The sequence below is a fragment of the Microbacterium jepli genome (assembly GCF_047237905.1).
In the GTDB taxonomy this organism is placed as follows: domain Bacteria; phylum Actinomycetota; class Actinomycetes; order Actinomycetales; family Microbacteriaceae; genus Microbacterium.
On record NZ_JBDFLW010000005.1, the window covers coordinates 1,858,981 to 1,877,631 of the forward strand.

General features: G+C 72.2%; 15 protein-coding genes. 7 read left to right on the forward strand and 8 right to left on the reverse strand.

Going from position 1 to position 18,651, the window contains the following annotated elements; all coding sequences use genetic code 11:
* Window positions 1-14: 14 nt before the first annotated feature.
* From ABC304_RS13090 to ABC304_RS13105, 4 genes are read right to left on the reverse strand one after another with little or no spacing between them, the layout of a single operon-like run.
* Window positions 15-716 (reverse strand): DUF805 domain-containing protein, encoded by a 702-nt coding sequence (locus tag ABC304_RS13090; RefSeq protein ID WP_412931259.1) that lies wholly within the window; start codon window positions 714-716, stop codon window positions 15-17.
* 1 nt (window position 717) lies between these two features.
* Window positions 718-1,434 carry an SOS response-associated peptidase gene (locus tag ABC304_RS13095; RefSeq protein ID WP_412931261.1) on the reverse strand — a complete coding sequence of 239 codons (717 nt, stop codon included), beginning with the start codon at window positions 1,432-1,434 and terminating at the stop codon, window positions 718-720.
* Window positions 1,435-1,472: 38 nt separating this feature from the next.
* Entirely contained in the window at window positions 1,473-2,525 is a 1,053-nt protein-coding gene (locus tag ABC304_RS13100; RefSeq protein ID WP_412931263.1) for an App1 family protein phosphatidate phosphatase, read from the reverse strand.
* 5 nt (window positions 2,526-2,530) lie between these two features.
* Window positions 2,531-3,220, reverse strand: coding sequence for a DedA family protein (locus ABC304_RS13105; RefSeq protein ID WP_412931265.1), 690 nt, complete (start codon window positions 3,218-3,220; stop codon window positions 2,531-2,533).
* A 42-nt stretch (window positions 3,221-3,262) separates the two neighbouring features.
* On the opposite strand from ABC304_RS13105, the gene ABC304_RS13110 reads away from it, so the two are divergent.
* From ABC304_RS13110 to holA, 6 genes are all read left to right on the forward strand, one after another.
* Window positions 3,263-3,550: a hypothetical protein gene (locus ABC304_RS13110; protein WP_412931267.1), complete on the forward strand. Its 288-nt coding sequence runs from the start codon at window positions 3,263-3,265 to the stop codon at window positions 3,548-3,550.
* The gene (locus tag ABC304_RS13115) at window positions 3,547-4,572 is read left to right on the forward strand and encodes an anthranilate synthase component I family protein (protein ID WP_412931269.1); all 1,026 of its coding nucleotides are present in this window, start codon (window positions 3,547-3,549) and stop codon (window positions 4,570-4,572) included. Before ABC304_RS13110 ends, ABC304_RS13115 begins: the two co-directional genes overlap by 4 nt.
* Window positions 4,573-4,644: 72 nt before the next feature.
* The gene (leuS, locus tag ABC304_RS13120; protein WP_412931271.1) at window positions 4,645-7,239 is read left to right on the forward strand and encodes a leucine--tRNA ligase; all 2,595 of its coding nucleotides are present in this window, start codon (window positions 4,645-4,647) and stop codon (window positions 7,237-7,239) included.
* A gap of 160 nt (window positions 7,240-7,399) precedes the next feature.
* A complete protein-coding gene (locus ABC304_RS13125) occupies window positions 7,400-8,062 on the forward strand; it encodes a ComEA family DNA-binding protein (protein ID WP_412931273.1) in 663 nt (220 codons plus the stop codon).
* 2 nt (window positions 8,063-8,064) lie between these two features.
* Window positions 8,065-10,485 carry a ComEC/Rec2 family competence protein gene (locus tag ABC304_RS13130; RefSeq protein ID WP_412931274.1) on the forward strand — a complete coding sequence of 807 codons (2,421 nt, stop codon included), beginning with the start codon at window positions 8,065-8,067 and terminating at the stop codon, window positions 10,483-10,485.
* A gap of 65 nt (window positions 10,486-10,550) precedes the next feature.
* Window positions 10,551-11,597, forward strand: coding sequence for a DNA polymerase III subunit delta (gene holA, locus ABC304_RS13135; protein ID WP_412931275.1), 1,047 nt, complete (start codon window positions 10,551-10,553; stop codon window positions 11,595-11,597).
* Between the two features lie 66 nt (window positions 11,598-11,663).
* On the opposite strand, the gene rpsT is transcribed toward holA, so the two are convergent.
* The 3 genes from rpsT to ABC304_RS13150 form a co-directional block, all read right to left on the reverse strand.
* Entirely contained in the window at window positions 11,664-11,924 is a 261-nt protein-coding gene (gene rpsT / locus ABC304_RS13140) for a 30S ribosomal protein S20 (RefSeq protein WP_412931276.1), read from the reverse strand.
* 105 nt (window positions 11,925-12,029) lie between these two features.
* Entirely contained in the window at window positions 12,030-12,827 is a 798-nt protein-coding gene (locus ABC304_RS13145; protein ID WP_412931277.1) for an alpha/beta fold hydrolase, read from the reverse strand.
* Between the two features lie 69 nt (window positions 12,828-12,896).
* On the reverse strand, window positions 12,897-15,764 hold the full coding sequence (locus tag ABC304_RS13150) for an ExeM/NucH family extracellular endonuclease (protein WP_412931279.1): 2,868 nt from the start codon (window positions 15,762-15,764) through the stop codon (window positions 12,897-12,899).
* A 207-nt stretch (window positions 15,765-15,971) separates the two neighbouring features.
* Here ABC304_RS13150 and lepA point away from each other — a divergent pair, with 207 nt between their 5' ends.
* The gene (lepA, locus tag ABC304_RS13155; protein ID WP_412931281.1) at window positions 15,972-17,822 is read left to right on the forward strand and encodes a translation elongation factor 4; all 1,851 of its coding nucleotides are present in this window, start codon (window positions 15,972-15,974) and stop codon (window positions 17,820-17,822) included.
* Between the two features lie 27 nt (window positions 17,823-17,849).
* On the opposite strand, the gene ABC304_RS13160 is transcribed toward lepA, so the two are convergent.
* Window positions 17,850-18,602: an AAA family ATPase gene (locus ABC304_RS13160; RefSeq protein ID WP_412931282.1), complete on the reverse strand. Its 753-nt coding sequence runs from the start codon at window positions 18,600-18,602 to the stop codon at window positions 17,850-17,852.
* Between the last annotated feature and the right edge of the window lie 49 nt (window positions 18,603-18,651).

Consider the following 18,651-nt stretch of genomic DNA (forward strand, 5'->3'; position numbering starts at 1 on the left):
CGCCCGGCTCGACGTCAGTCCTTGCTCGGCTGGCAGTGCAGGACGAGCAGGACGATGCTGCCGAAGGGCACGAGCGACAGGAAGATGAGCGGCCAGGGCTGACCGGCGTCGCGGAGCCTGCGCACCGACACGGCGAGCGTGGGCACGAAGATCGCGAGCGACCAGGCGATCAGGCCGAGGTAGATCGCGATGCTGAGGAAGGCGAAGATGCCCGTGAACAGGCCGAACAGCATCACGAACACCGCGCCGACCGTGACGATGGCGTTGAACAGCGCCCAGTACCAGTACTCCGAGCGCGACGCCCGCCCCTCGAAGGTCGCGTAGCGGGTGAAGACGGCGCGGATGGCCTGGCCGATGGTCGACACCGGCGGCGCAGCGTTCGGCCGGGCCGCGGGGAAGCCGTAGGCGCCGCCGAACGCGGGCTGCACGGCGCGTCGATCCGGGGTGTACGGGGCGACCGCCCGGAACGGGGGGACCGTCCCGTACGGGTTCGGAGGAGTGCCGGGGACGCCGGACGACCCCGCACCCGCGGCGTACGCACCGGCGGATGCTCCGGGTGCCCCGACCGGGAGAGGGGGCAGCACGAGCGTCTCGGCGGCCGGGGCTTCGGGGACGCGCGTGGTCGAGGTCCACGCCAGACCGTTCCACCAGCGCTCCAGGCCGTCGCCGGCGGGATCGGGGTACCAGCCGGCGGCAGGAGGTGCGGTGTTCGACATCTCAGTCGCCCTCCACCGGCTCGATCAGCTCGGGACCGTTGTTGCGGACGTTCCCGACCGATGACGAGACCACGTGGTCCTCCAGGGTCTCGGCCACGTCGGGGGCGGCGTCGATGGCGGCATCGAGGATGTCTCCGACGTTCTCGGTGGTCGGGTCGAGCCAGGCGTCCGCGAAGTCCGGGTCGAGGAAGAGCGGCATCCGGTCGTGGATCGATCCCAGCCGGCCGATCGAGTCGCGGGTGCAGATCGTGAAGCTGAGCACCCACTTCGACGGGTCGTCCTCCGCGATGGCCGGGTTCTTCCACCACTCGTAGAGGCCGGCGAAGAACAGCGGCGAGCCGTCGGCGGGGTGGATGTAGTGCGGCACCTTGGCGTCGCCGACCTTCTTCCACTCGTAGTAGCCGGATGCCGGGATCACCGCGCGCCGCTTCTCCAGCGCCGTGCGGAACATCGGCTTGTGCTCCAGCTCCTCGGAACGGGCGTTGAACGCCCGGGAGCCGACGGACAGGTCTTTCGCCCATCCCGGCACGAGACCCCAGCGGGCCGACTCGAGTCGCCGGGTCGGCGGCTCGGACTTCGCGGAGTCGAGCACGATCGCGACCTGCGACGTGGGGGCGACGTTGTAGGAGGGCGCAGGCAGGTCATCGCCTTCCACGTCGACGCGCAGGACGCCCACGAGCTCGGAACCGACATTGGCCACCACGAATCGACCGCACATGCGCTTCAGCGTACGCGGGCCTGCCGACAGGGTCGTCGTCAGGGGCGGGCGCCGCGCTCCAGGATGCCGACATCCTCGAGCCGCTCCTGCAGGCTCGCGCCGTCCGAGCCGGTCACCCACGGCACGCCGGCCGTCGTGTGGTCCTCGACGACCACCGTGCGCCCACCGGCCAGCACCGCCTCGGCGGGGGAGAGGCGGCGGATGGCGACGGCCTTCACATGGTCGGGGTGGTCGCGGGTGAAGTTCGTGTAGAGCTCGTCGTCGTGCTGGCCGTCGTCGCCGAAGAGCAGCCAGGTGATGTGCGGGAACTCCTCCGCGAGGCGGCGGAGGTTCGACTCCTTGTGCACCTTGCCGCTGCGGAACCAGCGGTCGTGCGTCGGGCCCCAGTCGGTGAGCAGCACGGAGCCCGACGGGAACAGGTGCCGGTGCAGGAAGCGCAGCAGCGTGGGGGCGATGTTCCAGGCGCCCGTCGACAGGTAAATGATCGGCGACCCCGGGTTCTCCCGGATGATGCGCTCCAGCAGCACCGCCATCCCGGGAACCGGCTGACGGGCGTGCTCGTCGACGACGAAGGAGTTCCAGGCCGCGAGGAAGGGGCGGGGCAGCGCCGTCACCATCACGGTGTCGTCGATGTCGGACACGACGCCGAAGCGCGTCTCGGCACCGACGATGAAGACGCGGGTCTCGACGGGCTTTCCGCCCTTCACCGCGACGGTGAGCGTCTGCCAGCCCGGGGGGAGCGACGCCGGGAGCCGGACGTCGACGACACCGCCGCGGTCGGCCACGACGTCGTGCGACACCCCGTCGACGACCACGGTGACCTGCGCGTAGCCGACCGGCACCGCGACGAAGCTGCGCCATCCCCGCACGCTGGCGTACTCGCCCGGCGAGGCGGTGCGGGCGGGAGGGGCGATCAGCACGCGGCCGAGCACCCGGACCCAGTCCGGTCCGCCGTAGCCGGGGAACGGCGTCACGGCCGGCACGAGCCCGCGCGCGCGGGCACGGCGCTCTCGCCAGGTCTGGAAGCGGTACTCGAGGCGCGCGATCCAGAGCACCTTGGGGTTGACGGACGCGTCAGCGGTGGGGGGCATCCGCTTCAGTCTTTCACGTCGAGCGGCGTCCCATCCGGTCCGGTCGCCGGCGGCGGCTCCTCGTCGAGGTGCGAGCGCTCAACCCGCTGGATGACCTTCTTGCTCAGCAGCATCAGCACGAGGAAGAGCACGATGACACCGACGAAGATGTAGCCGGCGTAGTGGATCTGATCGGCGAGCTCGCGGTACGTCCCGGCGGCCAGCGATGCGACGCCGATGTAGAGCGACGACCACACCACGCACGCCGGGAGGGTCCAGGCGATGAACCGGCGGTAGGAGTACCCGCTCATGCCTACGGTGAGGGGGACGAGCGAGTGCAGCACCGGCAGGAACCGCGACAGGAAGATCGCCGGGCCGCCGCGCCGCTCGAGGTAGCGCTCGGAGCGCACCCAGTTCGCCTCGCCGATGCGCCGCCCGAGCCGCGACGCCCGGATGCGGGGACCGAGGAGTCGCCCGAGCAGGAAGCCGATGCTCTCGCCGGCCAGCGCGCCGAGCACGACGGCGACGCCGAGCAGCACAGCCTCGCCGACGCTGCCGACGGCGGTGCCGGCGACGATGACGATGGTGTCGCCCGGGAAGAAGAGCCCGATGAGCACGCTCGTCTCGAGCAGGATCGCGACACCCGCCAGCACGGTGCGCAGAACGGGATCCACGCTCTGCACCGCGTCCAGCAGCCAGGTGAGGATCTCGTTCACCTTGATGAGCCTAGGGCGCCGGGGTCCGTCTAGCCTGTGAACGTGATCGCCGCACCGTCCGCCGTCCTCCTGGACGGCTGGCGGGATCCGGAGGCGGTCTTCCGCGAGGGGCCGGCGCAGCATCCGCACGCCTTCTGGCTCGACGCGGGACCGGCATCGGCGACCGGCTGGAGCTGGCTCGGGATCGGCGTGCCGGAGGACGACCCGAGCCGCGTGCGCGCGGTGCGGTGCGCACGCGAATCAGGCGATGCCGCCTTCGGAGCCTTCCGCGGCGGCTGGGTCGGCTGGCTCGGCTACGAGGGGGAGCGGCGCGTGCCGGCGCGCCCGTGACGCAGGAGGATCCGCACGCGCCGCAGGAGCTGTGGCTGCGCGTGGACCGCTTCGTCGCCTTCGACCACGCCGCGCGCGCCGTGTGGGCGGTCGCGCCGGAGGACGAGGTCGCCGCATTCGCCGAGACCGTCACGACGTGGGCGGATGCTGCGGCCCCCGATCCCGCGCCGGTGCCGGTCTCCGCGGTGGAGGCGGAGGCACGCCACACGCCCGCGGAGTACGCCGCCCTCGTGAGTCGCTGCCGCGACGCGATCCGCGAGGGCGACGCCTATCAGCTGTGCCTCACGACGCGCTTCTCCGTCACCGGGGACGTCGACCCCGTGGCATCCTTCCTCGCTCTCCGCGCCGCGACACCGGCGCACCACGCCGGGCTCATCCGCTCGGCTGACGTGGCGCTCGCGAGCGCCAGCCCCGAGCAGTTCCTCGCGGTCGAGGGCGGCCGGGTGCGCACCCGGCCCATCAAGGGCACGCGTCCGCGCTCGGCGGACCCGGCGACCGACGTCGCTCTCGCCGACGAGCTGCTCGCCAGCGCCAAGGAGCGCGCCGAGAACGTGATGATCGTCGACCTCATGCGCAACGACCTCTCGCGCGTGTGCGAACCCGGATCGGTCGCCGTGACGGAGCTGTTCGGGGTGGAGTCCTACCCCGCCGTGCACCAGCTCGTCAGCACCGTGACGGGGACGCTGCAGCCCGGTGCGGCGGTCGGAGACCTCCTCGACGCCGCGTTCCCGGCCGGCAGCATGACCGGCGCGCCGAAGCTCTCCGCCATGACGCTGCTGCACGGGCTGGAGGGCGCGCCCCGCGGCGTCTTCGCGGGGTGCTTCGGCTGGGTGGGCGACGACGGTGCGCTCGACCTCGCCATGGTCATCCGGTCGATCGTCACCCACCCGGGTGGTGCGTTCGTCGGCGCCGGCGGTGGCATCACCTGGGGGTCGGATCCGGCCGCCGAGGTCGCGGAGGTGGGCATCAAGGCCCGCGGTCCGCTCACAGCGATCGGCGCCTCGCTGCCCGCGGGATGGTGAGGAGCGCCACGCGGTAGCCTGGAGGGCGCGTCCCGTGCGCATCTTCTCGCACCATACGATTGGCCTCCCCCCTTGTCGCAGAACTCCTCGACCTCCGCCGTGCCCGCTCCGGACGGCCCCGGCTTCGACGCCTACGCCATCCAGGAGAAGTGGCAGGCCCGCTGGCGGGACGCCGACCCGTTCCGCGCCGGCGGCGACGACGACGCGCGTCCGCGCAAGTACGTCCTCGGGATGTTCCCGTACCCGTCGGGCGACATGCACATGGGTCACGCCGAGAACTACGCCTACGTCGACGCGGTCGCGCGCTTCTGGCGCCACCGCGGCTACAACGTCCTGAACCCGGTCGGCTGGGACTCCTTCGGCCTCCCCGCCGAGAACGCCGCCATCCAGCGCGGCGCCGATCCGCGCGAGTGGACCTACGCGAACATCGCCCAGCAGCGCGAAAGTCTGGGCAACTTCGGCACGTCCTACGACTGGAGCCGGGTGCTGCACACCAGCGACCCGGAGTACTACCGCTGGAACCAGTGGCTCTTCCAGAAGCTGTACGAGCGGGGCCTGGCCTACCGCAAGGAGAGCCCGGTCAACTGGTGCCCGAACGACCAGACCGTGCTCGCCAACGAGCAGGTCGTCGACGGCCACTGCGAGCGGTGCGGCGCCGAGGTCGTCAAGAAGAAGCTCACCCAGTGGTACTTCAGGATCACCGACTACGCCGACCGCCTGCTGGACGACCTGAACCAGCTCGAGGGCTCGTGGCCGCAGAAGGTCATCCGGATGCAGCGCAACTGGATCGGCCGCTCCGTCGGGGCCGACATCGACTTCGAGATCGAGGGCCGCGACGAGAAGATCACCGTCTTCTCCACCCGCCCCGACACGCTGTACGGCGCCACGTTCATGGTGGTCGCCCCCGACAGCGACCTGGCCGCCGAGCTCGCGGAGGGGTCAACGCCGGAGGTGCGCGCGCGCTTCCAGACCTACCTGGAGGGCGTGCAGCGCGAGACCGACATCGCCCGTCAGGCGACCGATCGCCCGAAGACCGGCGTGTTCCTCGACCGCTACGCCGTCAACCCGATCAACGGCGAGCGGCTGCCGATCTGGGCGGCCGACTACGTGCTGGCCGACTACGGCCACGGTGCGGTCATGGCGGTCCCCGCCCATGATCAGCGCGACCTCGACTTCGCGCGCGCCTTCGACCTGCCGGTGCGGGTGGTGGTCGACACGACCGCTCCCATCACCGGGGCGATCCCCGTCATCGAGCTGGACGAGAACGGCGACCCCATCGATCCGACGGAGGGGGACGCGGCATCGATCGACGATGTGAACCCCGCCCGCACCGGGGTCGCCCTCACGGGCGAGGGACGCATGATCAACTCGGGGTCGCTGGACGGACTGTCCAAGCGCAACGCGATCACGCGGATCATCGAGCAGCTGCAGTCCAAGGGCGCCGGCCGCGCGTCGAAGACGTACCGTCTCCGCGACTGGCTGATCTCGCGTCAGCGGTTCTGGGGCACGCCGATCCCGATGATCCACACGCAGGACGGCCGCATCGTGCCGGTGCCCGACGACCAGCTGCCGCTGAAGCTGCCCGACGCGCAGGGCCTCGACCTCGCCCCGCGGGGCACATCGCCCCTGGGTGCGGCCACCGATTGGGTCGAGACCGTCGACCCCGAGACGGGCGAGCCGGCGCTGCGCGACGCGGACACGATGGACACGTTCGTCGACAGCTCCTGGTACTTCCTGCGCTTCCTCGCGCCCCGGGGCACCGACCAGGCCTTCCCGCCGCGTGAGGCCGACAAGTGGGCTCCGGTCGACTCGTACATCGGCGGCGTGGAGCACGCGATCCTGCACCTGCTGTACGCGCGCTTCATCACCAAGGTGCTGTTCGACATGGGGCTGATCGAGTTCACCGAGCCCTTCTCGAGCCTGATCAACCAGGGCATGGTGCTGCTCGACGGCTCGAAGATGTCCAAGAGCAAGGGCAACCTCGTCGAGTTCGCCGCGAGCATGAAGGACCCGGGTGCCGACGCGGTGCGCGTCGCCATCGCGTTCGCCGGTCCCGTCGAGGACGACATCCAGTGGGAGGACGTCTCGACCACCGGCGCGCAGAAGTTCCTGGCCCGCGCGTGGCGCGTCGCCTCGGACGTCACCAGCGCCCCGGACGTGATCTGGGCGGAGGGGGATGCTGCGCTCCGCCGTGTCACGCATCGCCTGCTCGCCGACGCCCCCGGCCTGGTCGAGCAGACGAAGTTCAACGTCGTGCTGGCGCGTCTGATGGAGCTGGTCAACGCCACGCGCAAGACCATCGACTCCGGCGCCGGCCCCGCCGACCCCGCCGTGCGCGAGGCCGCCGAGGTGACCGCCATGGTGCTGGACCTCTTCGCCCCGCACACCGCGGAGGAGATGTGGGAGATCCTCGGCTACAAGCCCTTCGTCGGCCTCGTGCCGTGGAGGGCCGCCGACCCGACCCTCCTCGTCGAGGACACCGTGACGGCCGTCGTGCAGGTCGACGGCAAGGTGCGCGCGACCCTCGAGGTGTCGGCGCGCATCGACGCGGCGGAGCTCGAGCGTCTCGCCCGAGGCGATGCGCGCGTGCAGCGGTCGCTCGGCGACCGGGAGGTCGTCCGGGCGGTCGTGCGTCCTCCGAAGGTGGTCAGCCTCAGCACGCGCTGACGCCCGTTCGCGGAATGCGGCGGGCCCGTGCGCCGGGGGGTGCCGGGCGCAGGAGTGCCGGGCGCGGGGGTGCTCCTCCCCAGGGCCCGGCTCCGGCGTTCACGGCTCTGATCGTCCGGGCGCTCCTGGTGGCGCGTCGGACGGTTCCTAGCCTGGATCGGTGAGCACCCCCGCCGAGCCGCCCCGTGCCTCCCCGCGGCGGCGGCTCGGTGTCGGGGCGGCCGTCGTGGTCGTGCTCGTGGCGCTGGCCGGCACGGTCGGCATCGGCATCCTGCGCTCCACCGCCGCGCCGACCGAGACGGTCGCGATCGTCGATGACGCAGCGGACGCCTCGGATGCCGTGGGCGGTGAGGTGACCGCGGGCTCGCTGTACGTGCACGTGCTCGGGGCCGTCGCGCAGCCGGGGCTCTTCGTGCTCCCGACGGGCAGCCGGGTGGTGGATGCGGTGGCCGCGGCATCCGGCTTCCTCCCGACGGCCGACCGCACGGGCGTCAATCTGGCGCGTCCGCTGAGCGACGGCGAGCAGCTGCGGATCCCCGCGGTCGGGGAGGTGCTCGCCGACGACGCGACGGATACGGGCGGAAGCGCGGGTTCGGGCTCCGGCGGCGCGGGCGGGGGCGGGACGGGCGACGGGCGGGTGAACCTGAACACGGCCGACGAGGCGGCGCTCGACACCCTGCCGCGCATCGGTCCGGCGATGGCGCAGCGCATCATCCAGTGGCGCGACGACAACGGTCGCTTCACGAGCGTCGAGGACCTCCTCGCCGTGCCGGGTATCGGCGAGAAGATGCTCGAGAGCCTCCGCGAGCTGGTGACGGTGTGACGGTGCCGACGCGCGCCGCACCGGCTGTAGCCCGCGGTCGGCGGCGGACGCTGCGGGCGCTGCGCACGGCGCCGGTGCCATTGACGACGTGGGCGGTCGCGGGGTGGACGACGGTCGAGCCCGGTGCGGCGTCCGCGGTCGCGCTGAGCTTGTGGGCATCGGCGCTGGCGGCCCTCGCGGCTCTGGCGGTGCGTGGCGCGCGGCAGCCGAAGGGCGGTCCCGACCTGTCGACGTCGGCGGGGGAGCGGCGACGGCAGATCGCCGTCGTCCTCGTGGTGGTGACGCTCAGCGCGGCCGCGGCCGCCGCATCCTCCGTCGTGCTCGCCCAGCCCGCGCGCGACGCCGCGGCCGCGCTGCCGATCTCGGGCGGTCGGGCCGTCAGCGTCCTCGTGACCGTCACGGGGAAGGTGGAGCGCTGGGGGAGCGACCGCCTCGCCTTCGACGCGCAGGCGCGAGGTGTCACGATCGGAGCTCAGCGCTTCGCGGTCGACGTGCCGGTCGCCGTCATCCTGGCGACGGACGACCTCGATCCGGGCGGGCTGACGGACGTGGGGGCGACAGTCGAGGTGGGCGGCACGGTGCGCCCGGCGGATCCCGGCGAACGGGCCGTCCTCGACGTGACGGCCGCCCGACCGGTGGAGGTGCGCTCCCCGCCGCAGGGCGCCGTCGGCGCGGCGGCCGACCTTCGGACGTCGCTGGTCGCCGCGGCCGACGGTCTGCCGCCTCCCGGCGCGGGGCTCCTCCCGGGGCTCGCCGTCGGTGACACCTCCGCGGTCGACGCCGACCTCGACACCGCGATGAAGGCGTCCAGCCTGTCGCACCTCACCGCCGTCTCCGGCGCCAACTGCGCGCTCGTCGTCGGTCTGGCCTTCGCCGCGGCATCCGCCCTCGGTCTCCGGCGCGGCCTGCGGGTGACCGCCGGGCTGATCGCCCTGGCCGGCTTCGTGCTGCTTGTCACCCCTGAGCCCAGCGTGGTGCGGGCCGCGGCGATGGCGGCCGTGGCGATGATCGCGGTGCTGCTCGGCCGCACGGGCGCCGGGGTCGCCGTGGTGTCGCTGGCCGTCTCGATCATCCTCGTGATCGATCCGTGGCTCGCCGGCTCGCTGGGTTTCGCCCTGTCGACGGTGGCGACGGCGTCGCTGCTGCTGTTCGCCCGCCCGCTCGCGACGGGCCTCGGACGATGGATGCCGCGGCCTCTGGCCCTGGCCCTGTCCGTGCCGCTGGCGGCCCAGCTCGCGTGCGGACCCCTCCTCGTGCTCATCACCCCGGTCGTGCCGCTCTACGGTGTCGTGGCGAACCTCCTCGCGGCACCGGCCGCGCCGCTTGCGACGGTCATCGGCCTGACGGCGTGCCTGAGCGCACCGCTGCCCCTCGTGCAGTCCGGGCTCGCGGCCGTCGCGTGGCTGCCGGCCGCCTGGATCGCCGGCACCGCCCAGACCTTCGCAGGCCTCCCCGGCAACGCCGTGCCGTGGCTCGACGGCTGGGCCGGGGTCGCGGCCCTCGCGCTCCTCGGCCTGGCCGTCGGAATCGTCATCGTCGGACGCCGGACGGATGCCGCGCGGTGGCGCCGCATCGTGGGCTCGCTGTCCGCGACCGCCCTCGCCGTCGCCGTCGGCACCACCGCCGGGGGCGCGGCTCTCACCGGTCCGGTGGGCGGGCTCACGGTGCCGGCGCCATGGGCCATCACCGTCTGCGACGTGGGCCAGGGCGACGCCGTCGTGATCCGCTCGCAGGGCGCCGTCGCCCTCATCGACACCGGGCCCGACCCGGCTCCGCTCGCCGTCTGCCTCGACCGCCTCAGGATCACCCGCGTCGACCTCCTCGTGCTCACGCACTTTGATCTGGATCACGCCGGCGGCGCGGCGTCGCTGGCGGGGCGGGTGGGCCTGGTCGTGCACGGCCCGCCGGCGGATGCGGCGGACACGCGGCTGCTCCGCGACCTGCGCGCCGGGGGAGCCGCCGTCACCGACGTCCATGCCGGATCCCGGGGCGTGCTGGGCGGCGCGACCTGGACGGTGCTCTGGCCCCGCCCGGGCAGCAAGGCGTTCCCCCCGGGCAACGACGCGGGCGTCGTGGTCGACATCCGCGGCGGGGGAGTGCCCGCGTCGCTCTTCCTCGCCGATCTCTCGGGGCTCGCCCAGCGCGGACTCGAGCGCGCCGGCACGCTCGACGCACCCTACGAAGTGGTGAAGGTGGCCCACCACGGCAGCGGCGATCAGGACCCGGCGCTCTACCGGACGCTCGGCGCCGCCGTCGCGCTCATCCCGGTGGGGCTCGACAACGATTACGGACATCCCCGCGCGGAGACGCTGGGCATCCTGTCGGAGGCGCGCATGGCCGTCGCCCGCAGCGACCGCAACGGGATGATCTGCGTCTGGAGCGCCGACGGCGCGCTGCAGGTCTGGCGCGAGCGCGGCGGGTGAGGCGCGAGCGCGGCGGGACGTCTGACCGGCCGGGCGACGTCGCAGCCGCTCGGTAGTCTGGGGTGATGGCCACGACCGCACGCCGCGCCCCCGCGAAGCGGCCCAGCATCCCGCAGCTGTCGTGGCGCACGCCGCAGCCCGCGCCGGTGGTGCTGATCTCCGGGCCGGAGGACGTGCTGGCCGAGCGGGCGACCGCCGCCATCCGCGACTACCTGAAGGCGGAGGACCCGAGTCTCGAGGTCTCCGACGTCCGCGCCGACGACTACGCGGCCGGCACGCTGCTGGCGCTCACGTCGCCCTCGCTCTTCGGAGAGCCCCGGCTTGTGCGCGTCACCGGCGTCGAGAAGTGCAGTGACGCGTTCCTCGCGGAGGCCGTCTCCTACCTCGAGAACCCGCAGGAGGGCGCGACCGTCATCCTGCGCCACACCGGTGCGAGCGTCCGGGGCAAGAAGCTCCTCGACGCGGTCCGCGCGGGGACCGGCGGCGGCGTGGAGGTGCCCTGCGCGGCGGTCAAGCGCGATTCCGATCGCTTCGACTTCGCGTCGGGGGAGTTCTCCGCGGCGAAGAAGCGGATCGCGCCGTCGGCGCTGCGCACCCTCGTCTCCGCCTTCGCCGACGACCTGACCGAGCTCGCCGCCGCGTGCCAGCAGCTGATCTCCGACGTCCCGGGCGACATCACCGATCAGGTGGTCGAGCGGTACTACGGCGGGCGGGTGGAGACGAGCGCATTCACCGTGGCCGATACCGCCATCGCCGGGCGCTACGGCGATGCCCTCATCGCCCTCCGTCACGCCCTGGCGTCCGGCGCCGACCCGGTGCCGCTGGTGGCCGCCATCGCATCCAAGCTGCGGTCGATGGCGAAGGTGGCGGGCACGCGCGAGTCCTCGGGGGCCCTCGCCGCCCGCCTCGGCATGAAGGACTGGCAGGTCGACCGCGCCCGGCGCGACCTCGTCGGCTGGTCCGACCTCACGCTCGGGATGGCGATCCAGGCGGCTGCACGCGCCGACGCCGAGGTGAAGGGCGCCTCGCGCGATCCCGTGTTCGCCCTCGAGCGCCTCATCACCGTCATCGCGACCAAGGCCCCGTTCGGCGCCGAGCGACCGCAGCGCTGAAGCGGACGCCCGGAAACGACGAATGCCCGCCCCCGGAAGGGACGGGCACTCGAGAAGAGGCGAAGCTCAGAGAGCTGCGACCTGCTTGGCGATCGCCGACTTGCGGTTCGCCGCCTGGTTCTGGTGGATGACGCCCTTGCTGACGGCCTTGTCCAGCTTCTTGGACGCGGTCAGCAGCGCCTTCTCGGCCGCGGCCTTGTCGCCGGAGGCGACGGCCTCGCGGGTGCGACGCACCTCGGTCTTGAGCTGGCTCTTGACGGCCTTGTTGCGCTCGCGCGCCTTCTCGTTGGTCTTGTTGCGCTTGATCTGCGACTTGATGTTCGCCACGTTCGACGTATCTTTCGTTCGGAGGATTCGATGGACGTGTCGCGTTACGGGTAGAGGGGCCGCTCGCGACGTCGTGCAGGGGTGGGACCCGGCACGCAGGTCGACTCACGAGTCTATCAGGTCGCCCCGGGTGCCCAGATCGCGGTCCACGGCCGCCGACGCGCGCGCCTCCACGGCCGCCGACGCGCGCGCGGCGATCGTCGCGACGGCGACGTCGAGAAGGGCGTTGAACACCCGCGGACGCATCGCGGTGACGAGGTGGGAGGTGCGCGGCACCACGATCAGCTCTGCATCGCGGGCGACGTGCAGGAACAGCCGCTCGTTGGCGCGGAGCTGGTCGAACTGCCCGTTGATGAACCACAGCGGCACGTCGATGCGGTGCAGCGCCGTGAGCAGGTCGAGCACCGAGAGACTCCGCAGGGCGGTGTCCTGCGCGTCGTAGGCGTATCCGCCCGCGCCGAAGTCGGCGCGGGTCTCGGGCGGCAGCGTGCGGTCGAGCACGGCATCCGTGATGCGCTGCCCGCGGCCGGGCAGACGGTTGAAGCCCCCGGCCAGGACGCGGTAGGTGGCGAGTCCGACGCCGCGGGGGATCGACGTGCAGGAGGCCGCGATGAACCCCGCGACGGGCGGCGGATCCTCGCGTCCGACGTACTCGATCGAGAGCAGCCCGCCCATCGAGTGCGCGGCCAGCAGCACGGGTCCGCGCTCGGCGGCGGCGCGCACGGCCCCGTCGATCGTGGCGAAGGCGCCGTCGAGCGTGAAGGTCTCGGCCATCCGCGTGCCGTGGCCGGGCAGATCGACCGCGGTGACGGGGATGTTCCGGGCCCGGAGGTGCTCGACCTGCGCCCGCCACATGCTCGCGGACGTGCGGATGCCGTGCACGAGCACGACCTGGACCGTCACGCCTCCAGGATACGGCGGGGCGCCGCACGGTCTCCCGTGCGGCGCCCCGTCAGACGACGTCGGCGTCGGTCAGAACAGCACGGCGACCGCCGCCGTCCGGCTGGTCGAGCCGAGCGCCGTCTCGGGGTCGGCCGGCACGAACACCGCCGTGTAGCGATGGATGCCGCGGCTCAGCGTCGACGGCAGGCGGAGCGTCGCGTAGCCGCCCTTCACGGTGGCACTGCCCACCACCGTCGCGCCCTCGCGGAATTCGACCGTTCCGGCGATGCCGCTCGCGCCGCTCACCGTGGCGAGCAGCGTGGCCGGGAGGACCCGGTTGATGTGCACCGGCGGGAGCGCGATCAGGCTCGTCCGCGTGACGACCCGCTCGTCCGCGCCGGCGGTGATGCCCACCAGCACGGGGTCGTGGTCGGAGGAGCGGAACGGATCGGGCGCGTAGAACAGCGTGCCGTGGACGTTGTAGCGGCTGTACTCCAGCGCGACCGATTCCCCGGAGTTGATGTTCCAGATGTCGCCGCCCACCGCGCGCTCGCGCGCCGCTCCGCTCATCAGGATGTGGTCGAGCGACCCGGACAGGCCGGAGAAGGAGTACGACGACGAGTCGATGCCCAGCGCCTGCTCGGCGTCGACGTAGCCCGCCTCGTAGAGCACCTGCAGCGGGTCCTCCTCGCCGTACGAGTTGAAGTCGCCGACCAGATAGACCGAGTCGACGTCGCCCTGGATCGACGCGATCCAGTCGCGGAGGGCCGTCGCCTGGCGCACGCGCGACTCGTTCGACGCGCCCTGGCCGTCGCCCGTGTCGGCGTCTCCGGGCCAGGGGCCCGCCGATCCCTTCGACTTGAAGTGGTTCACGCCGAACAGGAAGCGCTCACCGCCGGCGGCGGGGCGGAAGACCTGCGCGAGAGGCTCGCGAGCGTTGCCGAAGGCCTGGTCGTCGGCGGACTGCGTTCCCAGAGCACGGGAGGCGCCGACGGGCGTGACGGCGGCGGGCTGATAGATGATCGCGTTCGTGATCACGTCCTGCTCCGCCGGGTCCGGCAGCTCCGTCGACGACGGCACGTAGGCCCAGCGCTGCTCGCCCGCTGCGGCGTTCAGCGCCGACACGAGCGTCGCCGTCGCCTCGTCGGGCGTCTCGCCCAGCGCCGCGCTGTTCTCGATCTCCATCAGTCCGACGACGTCCGCGTCGAGGGCGGAGATCGCCGCGACGATCTTCGCCTGCTGGCGGGCGAGGTCCTGCGCGTCCCACGCTCCGCGCTGACCGCAGCCGTCGCGCACCGTGTTGCCGTCGCCCGTACGGTCGGGGAACGCCACGCACGTCGCCGTGTCGGTGCCGAGCGTCGTGAAGTAGTTCAGGACATTGAACGAGGCCACGGTGACGTCGCCGCCGACCGCGGCGGGAGCCGCCGTGCGCGGGTTGGAGAACTGCACCTCGTCCGCGCCCGAGCCGTCACCGGTGAGCGGCGCGGTGGGGTTGAGCTTCCAGGCGTTGTTGCGCCAGTCGACGATGAGCGGTGCCGTGAAGCTCGCCGTTGCGCCGACCACGATCGGCTCGACCAGCGAGACGTACGGCGGCGTCAGACCGCTGTTGGCCGCACTGAGGTAGTTCGTCGTGGCACCGTCGTCGAGCACCACGGCGCGTGCGGCGTTGTCGGCGGCGATGGCCGCCGCTTCGGGCGAACCCGGGCGCGCAGCATCCGTCGGCTGGCGCAGCGGCTCGTCGCCGAACGCGAGACCCACCTCGCCGTACTGGTTGGTGGAGTACGTGTTGCTGACCGTGTACGTGCCCTCCGGGGCGATCAGCATCGACTCGAGGCTCTCGCGCTGCGCCTCGGAAGAGGGCCAGGAGACGGATGCCGGGGCCGGCGCCGACGCGTCGGCGATCTTCGTCGCGGCGCCGGGTGAGACCGAGAGCTGCGTCAGTCCGTTGAACTCGCCGACGACTCCCGTGGCCTGCACGGTGTCGCCGAGGGCGACCTCGCCCGCCGCGGCGGGCGCGTAGACGAAGATCGCGTCGGACGCGGTGTGGGTGGCGAGGTCCAGCGCACCGCCGGTGCCCGCGGTCTGCAGGACGTAGCCGTTGAGGCCACCGGTCGGGTACGACGCGGTCACGACGCCCGTGGTCGTGACGGTCTGGCCCACGTAGGTGGAGGAGGCACCCGTGCCCTGGATGGTCGCGATGGCGATCGGATCCTGCGGCTCGGGTTCGGGTTCCGGCTCCGGATCCGGATCCGGGTCGGCGCTGCCGACGGGCGTCGGGGCTCCCGCGGTGAAGTCGGCGCGGTTGTCGCCCGTGTTGGCGGCGGTCGTCGACCGCGAGACCGAGGTCGCATTCGTCGTCGCGGGCGCGGCGGCGGAGCCGGCGAAGTCGGTCGCGGCGCCCCACCCGACGTAGTCGATCACCTGGGGGAGTGCGGCGATGCCGGTGCCGGCGGATCCCCCGGGGAGCGCCGTCTGATCGGCGACGAGGGCGACGCGTCCGCCGGTGCCGCTCATCGCGATCCGGCCGTCGACGTCGGGGGTGAACGACGGCAGGGTGGTGTTCGCGCCCGTGGCCTGTCCGATGAGGAGCGCGTCACCCGGCGCGACGACGACGCCGGTCAGCGGCGTGATCGCCCACGCGGTGGAGGCGCCGAACGACGCGGGGCCGTACTGCACGCTCCAGGCGCCCAGGTCGGCGGGGGTCGTGCCGACGTTGCGGAGCTCGACGAAGTCGCGGTTGTAGGCCGCGCCGTTGTTGCCGCCGCCGCCGTAGACCTCCGTGATGACGACGGCCGCGTCCGGCGACACCGCCGCGGGGCGGACCCCCGGAGGCTGCGCGGCGGAGGCGGCTGCGGGGAGCGCGAAGCCGGTGAGCGCCACGGCTGCGGCGGTCACGACCGCGAGCGCGGATCTGGTGCGGATGCGGCGGGCGCGCGTGGCGCCGTCGGGAGGGTTCACGAGGGTGGACTCCTTGATCGTGTCGTGCGTCGGTCGATGGCGTACGGTCCCCGATGGTGCTTCCCCGCCTCCCACCCTGCCCCGCGGCATCCGTCAAGACAAGGCCGGCGGACGAACGGCGGGTGAACCCGGGATGACGGATGCCGCGTCCCCGGCCCCGTCGGCACGCAGGAGCCGCACGGACCGGCCGCGTAGGATCGAGGGGACATGTCACCTCGTGCCTCCACGCCCCTGCAGCCTGCCGCGACGGCTCCTGCACTGCTGCGCAACTTCTGCATCATCGCCCACATCGACCACGGCAAGTCGACGCTGGCCGACCGCATGCTGCAGATCACCGGCGTCGTGGCCGACCGGGACATGCGCGCGCAGTACCTCGACCGCATGGACATCGAGCGCGAGCGCGGCATCACCATCAAGAGCCAGGCCGTGCGCATGCCCTGGGCCGCCGGCGATCAGACCTTCGCCCTCAACATGATCGACACCCCCGGACACGTCGACTTCACCTACGAGGTGAGCCGGTCGCTGGCCGCGTGCGAGGGCGCGATCCTCCTCGTCGACGCCGCCCAGGGGATCGAGGCGCAGACGCTGGCGAACCTCTACCTGGCACTCGAGAACGACCTGCACATCATCCCGGTGCTCAACAAGATCGACCTGCCCGCCGCCGATCCCGACAAGTACGCGGCCGAGCTGGCGAACCTCATCGGCGGTGACCCCGCCGACGTGCTGCGGGTCTCGGGCAAGACCGGGATGGGCGTCGAGGAGCTGCTGGACCGGATCGTCCGCGACATCCCCGCTCCCACCGGCGATCCCGACGCACCGTCGCGCGCGATGATCTTCGACTCGGTCTACGACGCCTATCGCGGCGTCGTCACCTACGTCCGCATGATCGACGGGAAGCTGGAGCCGCGCGAGCGCATCCAGATGATGTCGACCAAGGCCACGCACGAGCTCCTCGAGATCGGCGTGTCCAGCCCCGAACCGACGCCCACGAAGGGCCTCGGCGTCGGCGAGGTCGGCTACCTGATCACGGGCGTGAAGGACGTGCGCCAGTCGAAGGTCGGCGACACGGTCACGAACCTGCGGAAGCCGGCGACCGAGGCCCTCCCGGGCTACACCGACCCGAAGCCGATGGTGTTCTCGGGCATCTACCCGATCGACGGCAGCGACTTCTCGGTGCTCCGCGAGGCGCTCGACAAGCTGAAGCTATCCGACGCCGCGCTCCAGTACGAGCCCGAGACGTCGGTGGCCCTGGGCTTCGGCTTCCGCTGCGGGTTCCTCGGACTGCTCCACCTCGAGATCATCACCGAGCGCCTCGCCCGGGAGTTCGACCTCGACCTCATCACCACCGCGCCCAGCGTGATCTACGAGGTCACCACCGACACCGGCGCCCACGTCACCGTCACCAACCCGAGCGAGTACCCCGACGGGCGGGTGGCATCCGTGACCGAGCCGATGGTGAAGGCGGCGATCCTGCTGCCGAAGGACTACGTCGGCACCGTGATGGAGCTCTGCCAGTCGCGCCGCGGCGCCCTGCTGGGCATGGAGTACTTCAGCGAGGAGCGCGTCGAGCTGCGCTACAACATGCCTCTCGGCGAGATCGTCTTCGACTTCTTCGATCAGCTGAAGTCGAAGACCCAGGGCTACGCCAGCCTCGACTACGAGCCGTCCGGCCAGCAGGAGGCCGATCTGGTCAAGGTCGACATCCTGCTCCAGGGCGACAAGGTCGACGCGTTCAGCTCGATCGTCCACCGGGACAAGGCCTACGCCTACGGCACGATGATGACCGAGCGGCTGCGCAAGCTCATCCCGCGCCAGCAGTTCGAGGTGCCCATCCAGGCCGCCATCGGCGCCCGCATCATCGCGCGCGAGTCGATCCGCGCGATGCGGAAGGACGTCCTGGCCAAGTGCTACGGCGGTGACATCACCCGCAAGCGCAAGCTGCTGGAGAAGCAGAAGGAGGGCAAGAAGCGCATGAAGATGGTCGGTCGCGTCGAGGTCCCCCAGGAGGCGTTCATTGCCGCGCTCTCCGGCGACGTCGAGGGTAAAGAGAAGAAGTAGCCGGATGCCGCGGGCCGCGGCATCCGCTCAGTCCGACAGCAGGTGCCGCAGGTAGCGCTGCGGGCCGGCGAGGTAGGACCGCCAGTGGGCGACGAGCTCGAGATCGTCCCACTGCGCCCGACGGAGTCCCCACGGTCCGAGTTCGAGGATGCGCGCGCCCGGCAGCGACGCGAGGATCGGCGAGTGCGTCGCGCACAGAACCTGACCGCCCTCGGCCACGATGCCCGTGAGCGTCGACATCAGCGCCAGCGTCGACGAGAACGACAGCGCGGCCTCGGGCTCGTCGAGGCAGTAGAAGCCGGGGGAGTCGAAGCGCGATCGGAACATCTCCAGGAACGATTCACCGTGACTCATCTCGTGGAACCTCGGCTCGGGCGCCGACGAGGGGTTCTGCTCGAGGTAGGTGTAGAACGAGTGCATCGTCTCGGCGCGCAGGAAATAGCCCCACCGCGCTGCGCCGACCCCTCGCTGGAGTCGCAGCCATTCCGACAGATCGGACTCCGATACGCGTGTCCGGTGCCGGGAGGACGCGGACCCGCCCTCGGCGCCGAAGCCGTAGGCGATCGCGATCGCCTCGAGCACCGTCGACTTGCCCGAGCCGTTCTCGCCCACGAGGAACGTCACACCGGGATGCAGCTCGAGGCCGTCGGACAGCAGCTGCGCGACGGCGGGGATGGTGGCGGGCCACCGTCGCGGGTCGGGTCGGCTGCCCTGCAGGTCTTCGTCCGGTCGTGCCCGCACGGCGACCACGGGCTGCTGGCGGAAGTCTGAGGCGCGCATGCGCGCAGTCTGGCATGGACCGGCGACGCGTCCCGGGGAGTCGCACAGC